Source organism: Azospirillum thiophilum (assembly GCF_001305595.1).
GTDB lineage: Bacteria > Pseudomonadota > Alphaproteobacteria > Azospirillales > Azospirillaceae > Azospirillum > Azospirillum thiophilum.
This window is the reverse complement of sequence record NZ_CP012401.1, coordinates 1931103-1947322: the sequence shown is the minus strand read 5'-3', so window position 1 is coordinate 1947322 and position 16220 is coordinate 1931103. Positions and strand designations below refer to the sequence as shown.

Here is a 16220-nt window from a genome sequence, read left to right as displayed (position 1 = left end):
CGCAACCGCCCCGGCCGGTCATCGCGGCGGCTCACCCCAGTGGCCCATCACAGCGGCCCATCACAGCGGCGCGGTCGCCTCTTCCAGCCAGCGGCGGGTCTCCCCGTCCAGCAGCGGGGACAGCGACTCGCACACGCGGGCGTGGTAGGCATCGACCCAGGCGATTTCGGCACCGGACAGCAGCGCCGGCTCGATCACCTTGCGGTCGATCGGCACCAGCGTCAGCGGACGGAAGGCCAGCATCGGCCGCTCGGCCCCCGCCAGTTCGCCGTCCGCCTCCAGCGGCTCCACGACGATCAGGTTCTCGATGCGGATGCCGTAGGCGCCGGTCTTGTAGTAGCCCGGCTCGTTGGACAGGATCATTCCGGGCTGGAGCGCCACGCTGTTGCCGATCTTGGAGATGCGCTGCGGCCCCTCATGCACCGACAGGAAGCTGCCGACGCCGTGGCCGGTGCCGTGGTCGTAGTCCAGACCGGCCTGCCACAGCGGCAGCCGCGCCAGCGCGTCGATCTGCGAGCCGGTCGTGCCGCGCGGGAAACGGGCGGTGGACAGGGCGATGTGGCCCTTCAGCACGCGGGTGAAGCGGTCGCGCATCTCCGCCGCCGTTTCCGGGGCAAGGTCGCCCACCGCCAGCGTGCGGGTGACGTCGGTGGTGCCGTCGAGATACTGGGCGCCGCTGTCGAGCAGGAACAGGCTGCCCGGCTCCAGCCGGCGGTCGGTATCATGCGTGACACGGTAATGGACGATGGCGCCGTTCGGCCCGGCCCCGGCGATGGTGTCGAAGCTGACGCCGCAGAAGCGCTCGTTCTCGCGGCGGAAGGCCAGCAGCCGCTCCACCACCGCCAGTTCGGTCAACCCGCCCTTCGGCGCCTCTTCCGAGAACCAGCGCAGGAAGCGGACGATGGCGGCGCCGTCGCGGATGTGGGCGGCGCGGGCGCCGGCCAGCTCCGCCTCGGTCTTGCAGGCCTTGGGCAGGGCGCAGGGGTCGCCGTCGCGCTCCACCCTCGCCCCCGCCAGTTGCAGGCGGTCGACGATCCAGGCCGATGTGCAGGACGGATCGGCGAGCACACGGGCGGAGCCGCGGGCGACGGCGTCCAGCGCCGGCCCGAACTCCTCCACCGGCCGCACGCGCACCCGGTTGCCGAGATGGGCATGGGTCTGCGGCGCCAGCTTGCGCCCGTCCAGGAACAGGTCGACCGACGCGTCGGCCGACAGGATGGCGAAGGACAGCGGCAGCGGGGTACAGGGCACGTCGGCGCCGCGGATGTTCAGCAGCCAGGCGATGCTGTCGGGCTGGGTCAGCACCGCGGCGGCGATGCCCTTCCGCCCGAGCTCCTCGGCCAGCCGGCCGCGCTTGTCGGCGGAGCTCTCGCCGGAAAATGCCTCGTCCTGCGGCACGACGGGGGTGAGCGGGGACGGCGGCTGGCCCTGCCAGACCGAATCGACCGGATTGTCCTCGCAGGGGACCAGCAGGATGCCGGCGCGCTCCAGGGCGGGGCGGGTCTTCTCCACCCAACCGATGGTGTGCAGCCAGGGATCGAAGCCGAACCGCCCGCCCTGGGGCAGTGCCGCGACGATCCAGTCGGTCAGCGGATCTTCGACCAGATGCCGGTATTCATAGAGGTCGGCCGGCACCTCGGCCCGGACCTGGAGGGTATAGCGGCCGTCGACGAAGATGGCGGCGCGGTCGGCGGTGACCAGCATGTTGCCGGCGGAGCCGGTGAAGCCGGTCATCCAGGCCAGCCGCTGGGCACGCGGCGGCACATATTCGCCCTGATGCTCGTCGCCGCGCGGGACGACGAATCCGTCGAGATCGCGGCGCTTCAGCGCGGCGCGCAGGGCGGCCAGCCGCTCCGCCGGACCGGGGCGGGCCGGCTGCGGTTCGGCGGCCAGCAGCGCCTTCAGCGCTTGGAGCTGATCGGCCAGCGCCGCCGGCAGGGTCTCGCCGACCAGCACCAGCCAGGCCGCCGCATCCTCCGCCTCAGGCGCCGCCAGCACGCCGGCGAGCAGCGCGCGGACCTCCGCGGGGGTGCGGCCGGTCCCGGCCTCGGTCAGCAGGGTCGCAAGGGCGTCGTCGCCACGGTAAGCGCCGGAGTGGTTCGCACTGGGCACGGAACGGATTCCTCGGAAGGGTGGAGCCTGTGTCCCCAGGCTAGGCACCCGGCCGGGTCTGCGCAAGCGGCGGCGCTGCGTCCATGGCGGTTGGGGTGGTGGGATGGGGGGTGCGGCGGATGCCCCTCCCCATCCCTCCCCCGCGTTCCGCGGGAGAGGGGGCAGGATGCTCGATTGCGTCACCCAACTGCCGGAGCGGCGGCAGTTCCCTCTCCCGCGTGAGCGGGGGAGGGTTAGGGAGGGGGCATCCGGAGCGGACGCTCAGACCGGCAGCCCCGCGTCGTCGGGGAGCCCCAGCCGTTCCAGCACGCGCTTGCGCGCCTCGCCGCGCTCGACGTCGGAGACGTGCAGCAGCCCGCCGATCCGCCGTAGCAGGCTGGCTTCCAGGTCGTTCAGCACGCCGTCGGCGTAGGCGACCTCCCACAGCATCTCGACGATCCACAGGCGCCGGCCGGGCGGGCAGCGCTCCAGGATGACGGTGACATAGCGGTGGTAGGGAGAGACGTCCTCCGTGTCGAACACGGCGGCGGACAGCAGGTCCTGCGCCTCCTCCTCGCTCAGCTGGAAGTGGCGGCGGGCGGCGGCCATGATGCGGTCGCGCTCCGCCTGGGTGATGGTGTCGTCGGTACGCGCGGCCTCGACCATCAGGGCGGCGGCGGCGGCCTGCAGGGCGTCCTCGCCCGGCTCGGCGCCGTCGTCGCCTGCGAACAAGGACCGGATGCGGTTCAGCATGGTGGCTCCCCAGGACTGTGTCGGGACATCGTCCCTAGGGGAAATCGCAACCCGGCCCTTTGGTTTCAACGGTCCCTGGCTTAACGCTTGACCACAAGAGTGGTCCATTCCCCGACCGGGATGCGGGCGACCAGCCGCAGGCCCTGGTTGCGGTGCGCCTGGATGACGTGGCGCTCCTGCCGGTTGAGCAGGCCGGCCAGCACGGCATAGCCGCCCTTCTTCAGGTGGCGGCGCAGCTGCGGCGCCATGCGCGACAGCGGGCGGGCCAGGATGTTGGCGGTGATCAGGGTGTAGGGCTTGTGCCGCCCGACGATGCGGGTGTTGTAGCCGTCGCCGCCCTGGGCGCGGATGCTGCCCTTCGCCCCGTTCAGCGCGGCGTTGATGCGGGTGACGCGCACCGCCTCAGGGTCGATGTCGACGGCGGTCACGGCGACGCGCCAGCGCTTGGCAACCGCCAGCGCCAGGATGCCGGAGCCGCAGCCCATGTCGAGCGCCCCGCGCCGGCCGCCGCGCGGCAGCTTCAGGTGGCGCGACAGCCGGTCGAGCGCCTGGAGGCAGCCGTTGGTCGAGCCATGCTCGCCGGTGCCGAAGGCGGTGGCGGCATCGACCAGCAGCGGGATGCTGCCGGCGGGAACGGTACCCTCATGGTGCGAGCCGTGGACGAAGAAGCGCCCGGCGCGAATCGGCGGGAAGCCCTGGTAGCTGTGCGACACCCAGTCGATCGGCGGCAGGTTCTCGACCGCCAGCCTCGGCTCGTCGATGCCCAGCGCCTTGGCCAGCACGGCAACGCGGGACTGAAGGCGCGGTACGTCGGGGGGGCCGTACAGCGTCGCCTCGACCAGCCAGTCTCCGCCCTCCTCCAGTTCGAAGGTCGACACCGCATCGGCATGGTCGCCCACCGCCTCGGCGAAGGCCGGCACATGGGCTTCGGGAACGACAAGCGCGATGCGCCAGAGCGGGGTTTGCGACATGACAGGGGGCTTTCCGACGACGACGCGTGAACAGAGGCGGCGTTTTTAGCATCAAGCCGGAGCGAGACCAAGGCTTCCGGTTGTCGGGGACGATCCCTATCGCAGCCGTCCTAGCGACTCGGCCTCATCGCGCCGACAGCCGGTCGGCGATGTCGTGCATGCCCTGGGCGCGCAGGACCGTCTGGCGATGGCGCAGCAGGCGGCCTTCCAACGCCCTCTCCATCGCCGCACCGCCGAGCGTCAGGCCGTCGGCCCCCTTCAGCCGGTCGGCAAGGCCGCGGGTCAGCGCGCCTTCCGCCTTGGCGTCGCGGCGGTCGAGGGGCTGGTCGGCGGCGATGCTCCGGCGCAGGCGGTCCACCAACACGCTGCGGCTCTGCGGCGCGCGGCCTTGGAAGGCCAGGCGGCAGACCCGGCGCAGCGATTCCGCCATCGGCGCCAGCGCCGGGTCGGGGTCGCGGTCGAACAGGCCGTCGGCCAGCGCGCAGAGACCGTCATGGAGGCTGGCCTGCGGCCCCAGCAGCTCCTTCACAGTGTCGGCGGATCCCATGACGTCGGCCACCACCCCGTCCAGCAGCTCCAGATGGCGGGGCGCGGCCCCGTCGCCCATCATCGCCAGCAACAGGTCGAGCTTGCCGGCGAGCGGGCCGCCGGACTCCAGATGCTGGGACAGCAGCGTCAGGAACAGGGCGTCATGGCCGGCCTCCCCCACCGCCTCCCCCACCGCCTCGAAGATGCGGCGACTGGTCGCAGGCAGGTCGTCGGCGTCGAAGCGGGGCAGCCGGCGCCGTTCGGCCAGCGCATCGCGGGCAGCCCCGGTGACCGCCTCCACCAGCTGGCGCAGCTCGCGGGCGCGGGCGGCGTGCGATACGCCGTGGAGGTCGGCATGGTGGCGGGCGACGGCGTGGATGGCGGCGCCCAGCAGCGCCCCCTGCTCGTCCAGCCGGCGGAACAGCGGCCAGGAATGCAGCAGTTCGGTCGGGGTGATGCGCTGGGCGTCCAGATAAGGGCGCAGCAGCCGGCCGATCACCACCCGGCTCTCGAAGCTCCGCAGATCGCCCGGCTCGCGGCAGAGCGGCGCCCCCTCCGCCGTGCCGCCGAGAGTCAGCCCCTTGTGCTGGGAGCGGACCGCGGTCTTGTGCAGGATCACCGTTTCCAGCGACAGCCCGGCCACGGTGCGGAACTTCACCACCTTCGCCTCGTCGACGCCGGGGGCCGCCAGCTGCGAGCGGGCGGCGGACAGCGCCGACTCCTGGTCGGTGTAGGCCCCCTCGATGAGCCAACGGCCCTCGCGGCGGCTCTGGACCTCGTAACTGATACTGCCCGTCCCGAACACGGCGGAAGCCCCCGGTGCTGTTGCAGTCCTGCAATCCTGGACCGCAACGGCCTGCCGGCGCTGTGACGACCGTCACAGTGCGGCAAACCGTCCACCCCGAGGGTCAGGTCGCCTTGTCGGCGGGGACGACGAAGCTGTCCATCACCTTCTTGGCACCGGAATGGTCGAACTCGATCTCCAGCTTGTCCTCCGCCACCGCGATGACGGTGCCGTAACCGAATTTCTGATGGAACACGCGCGCCCCCTTGGCGAAGGGCGCGTCGGGCCGCGGACGCGGCGCCGCGGCATAGGCGCCCTGGTCGAGTGTGATGGTCTTGGGCGCCGGAGCCTGCCGGGTGGAGCCGCGGAACTGGAAGCCGCCCCCCATTGCCCCGCCCATTCCGCCGGTACCATAGCCTGCGGCCCCGCCGGCAAAGGCGCCGCGCCCGCCGCTGCCGGCGAACAGGCCATTTGCCGCCTCGATCTCCACATTGTCCTGCGGCAGCTCGTCGACGAAGCGCGACGGGATGGAGCTGACCCAGCTGCCGTAGAGCCGCCGGTTGGCGGCATGGCTGACATAGGCGCGGCGGCGCGCGCGGGTCAGGCCGACATAGGCCAGCCGCCGCTCCTCCTCCAGCCCGGCGATGCCGGTCTCGTCCAGCGCGCGCTGGTTGGGGAACACGCCCTCCTCCCAGCCCGGCAGGAAGACGCGGTCGAACTCCAGCCCCTTGGCGCCGTGCAGGGTCATCACCGTGACCTGCTCGATCCCGGCGGCCTCGGCATTCTCCATCACCAGCGCGACATGCTCCAGGAAGCCCGGCAGGTTCTCGAACTCCGCCATGGCGGTGATCAGTTCCTTCAGGTTCTCCAGCCGTCCGGGCGCCTCGGGCGTCTTGTCCTCCTGCCACATGCGGGTGTAGCCGGACTCGTCCAGGATGCTGCGGGCAAGCTCGGTGTGCGGCACCGTCGCCATCAGCGTCCGCCAGCGGAAGAAATCCTGCAGCAGGCCGCGAAGGGTGGCGCGCAGCTTCGGCTTCAGCTCGTCCGTTTCGGTCAGCAGCCAGCCGGCATCGGTCAGCGACAGCCCGCGCGCCCGCGCCGCGGTGTAGAGGGTCTGCATCGCCGCGGGGCCGACTCCACGCTTGGGCAGGTTGACGATGCGTTCGAAGGCGAGGTCGTCGTCACTGGAATTCACCACGCGGAAATAGGCCATCGCGTCGCGGATTTCCTGCCGCTCGTAGAAGCGCGGTCCGCCGAGCACCTTGTAGGGCAGGCCCAGCGTGATGAAGCGCTCCTCGAACTCGCGGGTCTGGAAGCCGGCGCGGACCAGGACGGCGATCTGCGACAGCGGCGTGCCCTTTCGCTGCAGCGCCTCGATCTCCTCGCCGACCCAGCGCGCCTCCTCCTCGCCGTCCCAAACCGCCTTGACCTTCACCGGCTCGCCGCCGTCGGCCTCGGTCCAGAGGGTCTTGCCGAGGCGGCCCTGGTTGTTGGCGATCAGGCCGGAGGCGGCGGCCAGGATATGGCCGGTCGAGCGGTAGTTCTGCTCCAGCTTGACGATGGTGGCGCCGGGAAAGTCGGTCTCGAAGCGCAGGATGTTGCCGATCTCGGCACCGCGCCAGGCATAGATCGACTGGTCCTCGTCACCGACGCAGCAGATATTCTTATGCGCCTGCGACAGGATGCGCAGCCAGAGATACTGGGCGACGTTGGTGTCCTGGTACTCGTCAACCAGGATATACCTGAACTTGCGGTGATACTCGGCCAGAACGTCCGGGTGGCCCTGGAAGATCGACAGGTTGTGCAACAGCAGGTCGCCGAAGTCGCAGGCGTTCAGGGTGCGCAGCCGATCCTGGTAGGCGCGGTAGATCGCCACTACCCGGCCGCCGGCCACGTCGCCGCCGTCGCTGTCGGCGAGGCGGTCGGGGGTCAGGCCGCGGTCCTTCCAGCGTTCGATGGCACCCAGCACCTGGCGGGCCGGCCATTTCTTGGAATCGATGTTCTCGGCTTCCAGCAGCTGCTTGATCAGCCGGACCTGATCGTCTGTGTCGAGGATGGTGAAGTTCGACTTCAGCCCGACCAGCTCGGCATGGCGGCGCAGGATGCGGGCGGCCAGCGCATGGAAGGTGCCGAGCCACCAGCCCTCCGGCTCGATCCCCATCAGGTGGGCGACGCGCTCGCGCATCTCGCGGGCAGCCTTGTTGGTGAAGGTCACCGTCAGGATCTGGAAGGCGGCGGCGCGGCGCGTCATCAGCAGATGGGCCAGCCGGGTGGTCAGCACCCGCGTCTTGCCGGTGCCGGCGCCGGCCAGCACCAGCACCGGACCGTCCAGCGCCTCCACCGCCGCCCGCTGGGTCGGGTTCAACCCGTCCAGATAGGCGAAGCGCTGCACCGCGGCCGCCATGGCGGCGGAAGAGGCTGCAGGGGGAGCGGCGTGGCTCAGCGGATCGTCGTCGTACGCGTCTGACATGGGCGGCCCGGCCTGGGGATAAGGAGAAAACTCGGCTCAAGCATGGGAATGCTGTCTTGCGATTGGAACGTATATAGCACAGGCCGCGCGTCCACGAACCCCGTGAGAGGCCATCGCACCCATTCTGGCGACGCGCCTCGCGGCGCACCCGGGGCGGACGGGGTTCCCGCACTCCGCGCGGGGATGGCCGGAACGGGCCGCTCTACGGCATCGTGACGAATTCCGCTTAGGCCGAAAGGCCAATGGCGCGGCCATACGCCTCTACCGATCGGGCGATGGGACAGTCGTCCATGGCTTATTCCTGCCGATAATCAAGTCTCAGGGTGCTTATGTTCAGAGTCCCGATCAAATCAAGGAAAGCACGTTAACGATTTCCCCGTTTATGTCACAGGCAGTTACTCCTACAGACCAGAGAAAACACAATTATGACCGCATCTTGTCTTATCCGGTCTTACGGCATATGCCCATTGCTGGACGCGAAATTTACCTAAGCGAAATTTTGCAGCGCGCAAATCGGGGGTATCTATGAGTCACAACGAGGCACCCCCGCACCCTGACGGGGAAGCGGACCGGACGCGGGAGCGACGGTCGGGGATGCCCCGGATGCGCCATTCGGCGCCACATCGATCGGAACGGAACAAAAGGCGGGCTGCGACCATGGATGCCATCAACGTTTTCCTCATCGACGCCAACAAGCTCTTCCGTGAAGGCATGAAGCGCCTGTTCGAAGGCACGCCCTTCAACGTCGTCGGCGAGGCCGGCACCCTGCGCGAGGGGCTGTCGTCGCTCGACACCGGCACCACCCCCGACCTGATCCTGATCGACCTGCCGAGCGGCGCCGATGAGGAGGTCGAGGCGATGCGCGTTCTGCGCGAAGCCCATCCGTCGATCCGGATCGTCATCCTGACCAACGACCTGTGCACCCGCCGCCTTTCGGCCGCGCTCGGTGCCGGCGCCGGCGGCTATCTGCTGAAGGACATCGCCTGCGAGGCGCTGATGCAGTCGCTGAAGCTGGTGATGATGGGCGAGAAGGTGTTCCCGACCCATCTCGCCGCGCTGCTGGTCAGCGGCCGCACCGACGACATGGGGACCGAACTGCCGACCCGCCGCAAGGGCCTGTCGCAGCGCGAGGTCCAGATCCTGCGCTGCCTGCTGAACGGCAACAGCAACAAGATGATCGCCAACCACCTGAACATCACGGAAGCCACCGTGAAGGTCCACCTGAAGAGCCTGCTGCGCAAGATCAACGCATCGAACCGCACCCAGGCCGCCATCTGGGCGCTGAACAACGGCATCGGCGACCAGACCGCCGAGGCCGGCGTCGCCGCCACCGTCTGATCCGCCGGCCTGCCGCCTTCTTCCGCCTTCCGCCATGGCCGCCCGCCCCTCCATCCGGGGGCGGCGGTCGGCGGAGCGGGCATTGGACGACCTGCGGGGCTGGCGCCGGGCGACCCGCGGAGCGGGCGCTGGGCATAGAGGAACCGGCCTAAGACCAAAAGCGGGCTACAGGGCCGGAATGACCATGCTTATGTGAACGTCCGGGCCGATGGCGCCACCCCGGCGCCCCATCGCCGCAACATCTGGAAATGCCCGCGATGAACGTGCTGATCGCCGACGATCACCTGTTGTTCCGAGACGGTCTGCGCCGCCTGCTGGCGCAATTCGATGCCGACATGACGTTCTTCGAGGCCAGCACCTATGACGAGGTGCTTTCCCTGTGCGACGGGACGCGGCCCTTCGACCTGATCCTGCTCGACCTCGGCATGCCCGGCTGGACCGGCTTCTCGGCCTTGGGCGACATCCACGCCAACCTGCCGAAGGCGCTGCTGGTGGTGGTTTCGGGATCGGAGAAGCGCTCCGACCTGCTGGCCGCGCTGGAGAACGGCGCCGCCGGATACATCCCCAAATCCTCCAGTGCCAAGGTGCTGCTGGGCGCCCTGCAGCTGGTGCTCGCCGGCGGCATCTACCTGCCCGAGCAGGCCATCCGCGGCGGCGACCGCGTCGACCAGGCCCATGGCGGCAACGGCTCCGGTGAACAGATTGACGATCCCGCGCCCCTGGGGAACGGCACCGGCGACCAGCTGACGCCGCGCCAGCGCGACGTTCTGGCCCGCCTGCGCGACGGCAAATCCAACAAGCAGATCGCCCACGAGTTGGGTCTGACGGAAGGCACCGTGAAGGTGCACGTCACCGCCATCCTACGGCATCTGGGCGTACGCAACCGCACCCAGGCGGCCCTCACCGCGCAGAGTTTCTGACGCCGGACGGCTTGCCGCCCGGCGTCCCTGTCGACTTCCCTGTCGAATTGAGCGGAGGCGCGCGCCTTGCCACCCGCCTCCGCGAGGAAGACGGGCGGCCGGGATTAGCGGGCCGGGATAAGATGGCGTAGCCGTCACCGGCGCGCCCGCTCCACCGCGGCGACCAGCGCCGCCAGGGCGCCGCGCAGTTCGGCTGCGTGGGTGCGCGGGCGGATCGCCGCGGCATCGGGCACCGCGACGACGGTCAGGGTGCGGCAGCCGGTCAACCCGTTTTCCAGCCGGGTGAAAAGGTCCGCGGGGTCGCTGCCCTGCATCAGCGTCACCGGCACCTGCAAGGCCGGCAATTCGGATTCCAGTTCGCCCAGCCCGTCGGGGGAAACCCGGCCGAAGCGCGCGGCCAGGGCGTTCCACTGCCGGCGCAACGGCGAACAGGCACCGACATCGTCGACGATCATCACCCCGCCGACCAGATCGGGACGGTCCAGCACCACGGCGATGGCCAGCGGTGCCGTCACCGCGCCGGCCACCACCACCGGCCGGCGTCCGCCACGCTCCACCAGCAGGGGCGACAGCCGCGCCGCACCGGCGGCGGCGGGCACCGTCAGCCATTCCTGGCCCGCCGGCACATGGTCGAGCAGGCGCCACCAGGCGCCCTTGCCGGGATGGAGGAAGACCACCCGCCGCCCCCACGGATCGCCCGCACGATCTCCGTTCCGTTCTCCGGCCCAGGGATCCGTGCCGTCCGGTACCGTACCCTTGACCGGGAAGCGGGCGGAGTCTGCCCGTCCGGTGCGGACGGTGGAAGGCTGGGTGTGAAAGAACACGGTCGGGATCCCCGATGCTGGCATTCCGCGATGGGACGGTCCCATCGCCGAAGCCAACCCTATCGAAGCCCGACGCACGTCGTCCCGTTCGATAAATCGGGCAGAACCCTTAACGCGCCCCTTGGGGCGGTCCTGCCCGCAAAAGGTTTCAAGCATGCATGAAACGGCTCAAAAGCAACGGAAATCCGGCCTCTTCCCGGTGCTGTCGGCGCCGGGTCAATGCAGCGTCACCTCATCCTCCTCCCCGCTGGGGGCGACAGCCAGCGGCCGTCGCAGTTCGCCTGCGAGGCTGCGCCATTCCGGTGCCCCGCCCAACTGTTGCAGCAGCTGCGCGGTGAAGGCGAAGACCGCATGTTCCAGCGGCCCGTTGTCCTCGGCATGGGCGTTGACGGTCAGGCAGGATTCGGCGGCACTTTCGAAGATGGCGGCGGCGGCGCTGCTCCCCGGCCCCGGACCGGGCAAAGGCACGGCCTGGGGTGTCTGCCCGCTCACACGCAGCCGCGACAGATTGTCGGCCAGCAGCCGGGTGCGGATGGCGTTGTCGACCGCCGCGGCCATGGTATAGCCGGCCTCCTCCTCGACGGTGGCGCGCAGGATGCGCAGGCCGGCGATCAGCCCGCGGACCACGTCCCCGCTGCCGCCGCGCTTCGCCGCGGCCGTGAGCGCGGTGCCCAGGATGGCCGCAACCACCGGCGACAGCGATTCGCCATCGCGCGGCCGGTTCGACGCCTCGGCGCCGGCGTCGGTGTTCAAAGCCTCGTTCATGCGGCCTCCGATCGGTGTGATCCGGAAGCGGGCGGTCCGCCGGCGGTGCTGTCGGCGGAGGACCCGTCCGTACGCGTCGTCATGATGCCTGTCTCTGGATCTGTGGATCCGGCGGATCCGGTTCAAGGCTTGGAAGGACCGGGCCTCCCCCTCTTTCGCGCCACCGGAAGGAGTGCCCCCGTTCGGCGCCCCCGCCGTGCTTGCGCTTGTGAAATCCGATTCCCTACGAGGCACCGCCCCCTGTCGCCCCCTGTCGCCCTTTGTCCGGCGATCGGAGCCACGCTTCAAATCGATTCCGATTTTGCGCGATCCGATCTGTGAGACGGATGGGACCGTCCCCACATGAGCGGCGAAAGGGAGGGTCAGTCTCATGCCTCTGGTCAGTCTTCTCCTCAATGTCCTGTGGTTGGTCACGGGCGGCATCTGGATGGCGCTCGGCTGGTTGCTGGCCGCGGTGCTGATGGCGCTGTCCATCATCGGACTGCCCTGGGCCCGCTCCGCCGTGACCATCGCCTGGTACACCCTGCTCCCCTTTGGACAAACCGCCGTGCGCCGCGATGAGTTCCGCGGGCGCGAAGACATGGGCACCGGCGCGCTCGGCTTCATCGGCAACGTGGTGTGGTTCGTGCTGGCTGGCTGGTGGCTGGCGCTCGGCCATCTGATCTCCGCGGTCGGTCTGGCCATCACCATCATCGGCCTGCCCTTTGCCTGGGCGCATCTGAAGCTGGCCCTGTTGGCGCTGTGGCCGGTCGGAACCGAGATCGTGCCGTCCGAGGACGCCGGACGCCGCCGCATGATGGGCCGCCTCTGACCGTCCGCCGCGGCGCGACAGGACCGCGTGCCCGCAGTGCCGGCCCCCGCGCCCCGTCCTCAGGGTGGGACCGGCACGACGGTCCGGACGAGAGGCTGGTCCCGCACCTTCATCGCCTTCAGCATGACCGACGCACGCCAGAAACCCAGATCGGCCCCATCGACGAAATGGACATGGCGGTCGGCGGTCACGTCGCCAACCAGGCAGGTCACCGTCGTGGCGTCGGCCCTTGCGGTGCCGTAGCGGATCGTGCCGGCCTCCGCCGCCCGGGCCAGCAGCGATTCGATGGCATCCGCTTCCTCCAGGGTCACGTCCAGCACCAGCCGCGGCCCGCCCGCCGATTTCCGGAAGTCGGTGCGCTCGGCCATGCGATGGCGGTAATCCTCCGGATCGAAGCGCCCCAGTTTCAGGCCCAGCTTCAGCAACAGCACCAGCAGAGCCGAAGTCGCCAGGGCCGAGGCGATCCGCCGGGTCCGGACACCCCATCCAAGGCGCCCGCCGTCCCCGATGCCACCGCCATTGCCGCCGGTGCCGCGCGCCTCCATCAGCAGGGCGCGCCATGCCGGCGGCCAGCGCGCTTCCAGCCGCTCGCCGCTGCCCAGCGGCGCGGCTCCGGCGGTGGGCACAATGGCCTCGATGGCGCGCTGGATGCGGGCCAGTTCGCCCAGCCCGGCCGCACCGGGATCGACCGCGTCGACGATCACGCACAGCACCATGCCCCGGCGCGGCGGCACCGGATTCCAGCGGCAGGACACCGACTCCAATCCCGGCAGCGGTCCCGGCCGCGGCGTCAGGCGCCAGCGCGCATCCTCCTTCACCCAGGCGTCGGCGGCCACCACGCCGGCCCCCAGGAACAGGCCGAAACAATTGCCGTTGCCGAAATCATGCAGGGCGGCCAGAACCTCGAGCCCATGGTCGAGCAGCGCCCGCACCGGCACAAGCCCGACTCGCAACGGCACGTCCATCACCGCGGCCGACCAATCGGCAAGCGCGGCAAGCGCCACGCGCGCCTCCTCCTCCCGTCCCGGCGGGACCGCGGCGATGGCGCCGTCGCCGCCGAACTGGCAGGCGACCGGATCGTCCCCGGCGCGCACCGCCGCCGACAGCACCGCGACCACGGCGGCGGCGACGAAATTGACGTCACGGTGCCGTCCCTGTCCGGCCAGCCGCGTGCTGCCGGTGACATCGGCGACCGCCAGCGACCAATCGCCATCGAGGGCGGCATAGCGGCCGGGGTCCGACGCCTCGGCGGCGAAATCATGGATCACCGGCAAAGCGGACATGACGGCACCTTCACGAACGGGGCATGGCAGGACGACTGCCCAGCCTATCATGGCCGCAACCAACGCGGCAGGACGTACGGACGTCTTCGCAGATGCGAAGTTCCGGCTGCGCCCTTCCGCCCCCGACGCTCCATCGTCTCCGCGATTCGGAAATTACGGAATCGTAACCGTTGCCCAGGCCATTAACCATTACTAAAGACTGTGCGCCTGAAACTGCCCCAATGTATCGGGATGGTTTCAGGCTTCGGAAACCCAGGCTTTGGAAACCTGCCTCGGAAACAAGGGGACGCTGCGGTTCATGTCTTGGCTGTCGATTTTTTCCGGAGGCAACAAGGCGGCCGGTGATGGGAAAGCAGCGGGCGACAGCCGGCGGGAACGCCCGTCGACGCCGCCCAAGATCGTGATCGACCACCATGATTACGTGCCGGAGGAGTTCGTCATGGGCTCCTTCCGCATCCGACCCTACGAAGGCGACCTGATCGCCAAACAGAAGTTCGATTTCCATCTGGTGTTCGACATCGGCGGCGACCCGGTGGACATCGGCTGCATCGGCATCGTGGTCAAGCTGACCGAAGAAGCCGGCCTCGTCGCCCGCTACCAGTCGCCCCAGCCCTTCTACGAGCGCAAGCTGATCGACTATCTGAAAGCCTGGAAGGGTCTGTAAGCGGACCATGTCCGAAGATGGTGGTGTTGCCTGCGGCAGCCCACTATATCTATGGACATGCCGATCCGACTGCTGCCCGAAACCCTGGTGAACCGCATCGCCGCCGGCGAAGTGGTCGAACGTCCCGCCGCCGCCGTGAAGGAGCTGGTGGAGAACGCCATCGATGCCGGCGCCACCCGCATCGACGTGGTGGCCCGCGACGGCGGCAAGTCGCTGATCGCCGTCACCGACGATGGCTGCGGCATGACCGCGGACGAACTGGCGCTGGCGGTCGAACGCCATGCCACCTCCAAGCTGCCGGGCGACGATCTGCTCGACATCCGCTCGCTGGGCTTCCGGGGCGAGGCGCTGCCGTCGATCGGCGCCGTCAGCTGCCTGACCATCACCAGCCGCGCCCGCGGTGCCGACAGCGCCTGGAGCCTGACGGTGGATGCCGGGGCCAAGGGCGCGCCGCAGCCGGCGGCCCTGGCCCAGGGCACCCGGATCGAAGTGCGCGACCTGTTCGCCGCGGTGCCGGCCCGGCTGAAGTTCCTGAAGGCACCGCGCACCGAATACGACCACATCGCCGATTGCCTGGAACGGCTGGCGATGGCCCATCCCGGAGTGGCCTTCACGCTCAGCGACGGCGGGCGTGGCGGCCTGCGGCTGAGCGCGGCGCAGGGCGAGCTGCTGGACGCCCGGCTGACCCGGCTGGGCGCGCTGATGGGCCGCGATTTCCAGGAGAATGCGGTGCCGGTCCGGGCCGAGCGCGAAGGCGTGGCGCTGGCCGGTTGGATCGGCCTGCCAACCCTGCACCGCCCGACCGCCAAGCACCAGCACCTGTTCGTCAACGGCCGCCCGGTGCGCGACAAGCTGATGGTTGGCGCCGTCCGCGCCGCCTACGCCGATTTCCTGCCGCGCGACCGCCATCCGATGCTGGCCCTGTTCCTGGAGATCGACCCGCAGGAGGTCGACGTCAACGTCCACCCGGCGAAGGCCGAGGTGCGCTTCCGCGACCAGGGGCTGGTGCGCGGGCTGATCGTCGGCTCGCTGAAGCACGCGCTGGCCGAGGCCGGACACCGCGCCTCGACCACCGTCGGCTTGGCGACGCTGGGCGCCCTGCGGCCGGAGTCGGCCGGCACTGCGACCGATAACGGCGGCTTCACGCCCTCCCCCCTGCCTTACGGACGAACCGGCGGCGCGGGGAGCAGTTGGAGCGGTTCCTACACGCCGGCCGCCGTGCCGCGCGGGCTGGCCGAGCGTTCGGCCGCCTTCCAGGCGCCGCTTCAGACCGGACTGCCGCCGCTGCAGGGCCGGCTCAGCGGCTTCGGCAACGGCTTCGCCCCGGCGGCGCGCCCGCCGGAATACCGGCAGCCGGACCAGTCCACCCAGAGGCCGGAGCCGGCGCCCGACAGCCACCCGCTGGGCGCGGCGCGGGCCCAGGTCCACACCACCTATATCGTGGCGCAGACCCGCGAGGGCATCGTCATCGTCGACCAGCATGCCGCCCACGAACGGCTGGTCTATGAGCGGATGAAGTCCGCCCTGCTGGAGGGCGGCGTCAAGCGCCAGGCCCTGCTGATCCCCGAACTGATCGAACTGGACGAACCGTCGGCCAACCGCCTGCTCACCCGCTCCGCCGAACTGGCCGAACTCGGGCTGGTGATCGAGGGGTTCGGCAACGGCTGCGTCATGGTGCGCGAGGTGCCGGCCCTGCTCGGCCAGTCCGACGTCAAGAACCTGATCCGCGACCTTGCCGAGGAGTTGTCCGAACTGGGCGACGCCCTCTCGCTGAAGGAGCGGTTGGAGGAGGTCTGCGCCACCATGGCCTGCCACGGCTCGGTCCGCGCCGGCCGCAGCCTGAGCGTCGACGAGATGAACGCCCTGCTGCGGCAGATGGAGGCGACCCCGCACAGCGGCCAGTGCAACCACGGCCGCCCGACCTATGTCGAGTTGAAGCTAGCCGACATCGAGCGGCTGTTCGGGCGGCGGTAAGGGGCGCCGTTAACTGGCGCCGATGGCCGGCCCCGATAACAATT

At 69.9% G+C, this 16220-nt stretch carries 13 protein-coding genes; 5 read left to right on the top strand and 8 right to left on the bottom strand.

Features of this window, described 5'->3' with window-relative positions; translation table 11 throughout:
* Window positions 1-60: 60 nt before the first annotated feature.
* The 5 genes from AL072_RS09015 to AL072_RS08995 all read right to left on the bottom strand — a co-directional run bounded on the left by AL072_RS09015 (window position 61) and on the right by AL072_RS08995 (window position 7597).
* Window positions 61-2112, bottom strand: coding sequence for an aminopeptidase P family protein (locus tag AL072_RS09015; protein ID WP_052709893.1), 2052 nt, complete (start codon window positions 2110-2112; stop codon window positions 61-63).
* A gap of 261 nt (window positions 2113-2373) precedes the next feature.
* Window positions 2374-2844 (bottom strand): tellurite resistance TerB family protein, encoded by a 471-nt coding sequence (locus AL072_RS09010; RefSeq protein ID WP_045580616.1) that lies wholly within the window; start codon window positions 2842-2844, stop codon window positions 2374-2376.
* Window positions 2845-2924: 80 nt separating this feature from the next.
* Window positions 2925-3815: a 50S ribosomal protein L11 methyltransferase gene (locus tag AL072_RS09005; protein WP_045580617.1), complete on the bottom strand. Its 891-nt coding sequence runs from the start codon at window positions 3813-3815 to the stop codon at window positions 2925-2927.
* A 124-nt stretch (window positions 3816-3939) separates the two neighbouring features.
* Window positions 3940-5148 carry a hypothetical protein gene (locus AL072_RS09000; RefSeq protein ID WP_045580618.1) on the bottom strand — a complete coding sequence of 403 codons (1209 nt, stop codon included), beginning with the start codon at window positions 5146-5148 and terminating at the stop codon, window positions 3940-3942.
* 103 nt (window positions 5149-5251) lie between these two features.
* A complete protein-coding gene (locus AL072_RS08995; protein ID WP_045580619.1) occupies window positions 5252-7597 on the bottom strand; it encodes an ATP-dependent helicase in 2346 nt (781 codons plus the stop codon).
* Between the two features lie 657 nt (window positions 7598-8254).
* On the opposite strand from AL072_RS08995, the gene AL072_RS08990 reads away from it, so the two are divergent.
* Together AL072_RS08990 and AL072_RS08985 are read left to right on the top strand one after the other, a co-directional pair.
* Window positions 8255-8935, top strand: a complete 681-nt coding sequence (locus AL072_RS08990; protein ID WP_045580620.1) for a LuxR C-terminal-related transcriptional regulator — start codon at window positions 8255-8257, stop codon at window positions 8933-8935.
* Window positions 8936-9192: 257 nt separating this feature from the next.
* Window positions 9193-9855 (top strand): LuxR C-terminal-related transcriptional regulator, encoded by a 663-nt coding sequence (locus AL072_RS08985; RefSeq protein ID WP_045580621.1) that lies wholly within the window; start codon window positions 9193-9195, stop codon window positions 9853-9855.
* Window positions 9856-9989: 134 nt separating this feature from the next.
* Here the strand turns inward: AL072_RS08985 and AL072_RS08980 are convergent, their stop codons facing one another.
* Window positions 9990-10679: an alpha/beta fold hydrolase gene (locus tag AL072_RS08980; RefSeq protein WP_045580622.1), complete on the bottom strand. Its 690-nt coding sequence runs from the start codon at window positions 10677-10679 to the stop codon at window positions 9990-9992.
* A gap of 216 nt (window positions 10680-10895) precedes the next feature.
* Window positions 10896-11444 (bottom strand): hypothetical protein, encoded by a 549-nt coding sequence (locus tag AL072_RS08975; protein ID WP_045580623.1) that lies wholly within the window; start codon window positions 11442-11444, stop codon window positions 10896-10898.
* Window positions 11445-11814: 370 nt separating this feature from the next.
* Between AL072_RS08975 and AL072_RS08970 the strand changes: the two genes are divergently transcribed.
* On the top strand, window positions 11815-12255 hold the full coding sequence (locus tag AL072_RS08970; protein WP_045580624.1) for a YccF domain-containing protein: 441 nt from the start codon (window positions 11815-11817) through the stop codon (window positions 12253-12255).
* Window positions 12256-12314: 59 nt separating this feature from the next.
* Here the strand turns inward: AL072_RS08970 and AL072_RS08965 are convergent, their stop codons facing one another.
* Complete coding sequence (locus AL072_RS08965; RefSeq protein ID WP_045580625.1) at window positions 12315-13538, bottom strand: DUF3095 family protein; 1224 nt, start codon at window positions 13536-13538, stop codon at window positions 12315-12317.
* Window positions 13539-13836: 298 nt separating this feature from the next.
* Between AL072_RS08965 and AL072_RS08960 the strand changes: the two genes are divergently transcribed.
* On the top strand, window positions 13837-14202 hold the full coding sequence (locus AL072_RS08960; RefSeq protein ID WP_045582365.1) for a hypothetical protein: 366 nt from the start codon (window positions 13837-13839) through the stop codon (window positions 14200-14202).
* A 57-nt stretch (window positions 14203-14259) separates the two neighbouring features.
* Window positions 14260-16176: a DNA mismatch repair endonuclease MutL gene (mutL, locus tag AL072_RS08955; RefSeq protein ID WP_045582366.1), complete on the top strand. Its 1917-nt coding sequence runs from the start codon at window positions 14260-14262 to the stop codon at window positions 16174-16176.
* Window positions 16177-16220 lie beyond the last annotated feature (44 nt).

Excerpts from the sequence above, each read along its gene's own strand:
- AL072_RS08995 (WP_045580619.1), bottom strand. The coding sequence starts at position 7,597 with ATGTCAGACGCGTACGACGACGATCCGCTGAGCCACGCCGCTCCCCCT.
- AL072_RS08970 (WP_045580624.1), top strand. The coding sequence starts at position 11,815 with ATGCCTCTGGTCAGTCTTCTCCTCAATGTCCTGTGGTTGGTCACGGGC.
- AL072_RS08960 (WP_045582365.1), top strand. The coding sequence starts at position 13,837 with ATGTCTTGGCTGTCGATTTTTTCCGGAGGCAACAAGGCGGCCGGTGAT.
- AL072_RS08975 (WP_045580623.1), bottom strand. The coding sequence starts at position 11,444 with ATGAACGAGGCTTTGAACACCGACGCCGGCGCCGAGGCGTCGAACCGG.
- AL072_RS08990 (WP_045580620.1), top strand. The coding sequence starts at position 8,255 with ATGGATGCCATCAACGTTTTCCTCATCGACGCCAACAAGCTCTTCCGT.
- AL072_RS09005 (WP_045580617.1), bottom strand. The coding sequence starts at position 3,815 with ATGTCGCAAACCCCGCTCTGGCGCATCGCGCTTGTCGTTCCCGAAGCC.
- AL072_RS08965 (WP_045580625.1), bottom strand. The coding sequence starts at position 13,538 with ATGTCCGCTTTGCCGGTGATCCATGATTTCGCCGCCGAGGCGTCGGAC.
- AL072_RS09010 (WP_045580616.1), bottom strand. The coding sequence starts at position 2,844 with ATGCTGAACCGCATCCGGTCCTTGTTCGCAGGCGACGACGGCGCCGAG.
- mutL (WP_045582366.1), top strand. The coding sequence starts at position 14,260 with ATGCCGATCCGACTGCTGCCCGAAACCCTGGTGAACCGCATCGCCGCC.
- AL072_RS08985 (WP_045580621.1), top strand. The coding sequence starts at position 9,193 with ATGAACGTGCTGATCGCCGACGATCACCTGTTGTTCCGAGACGGTCTG.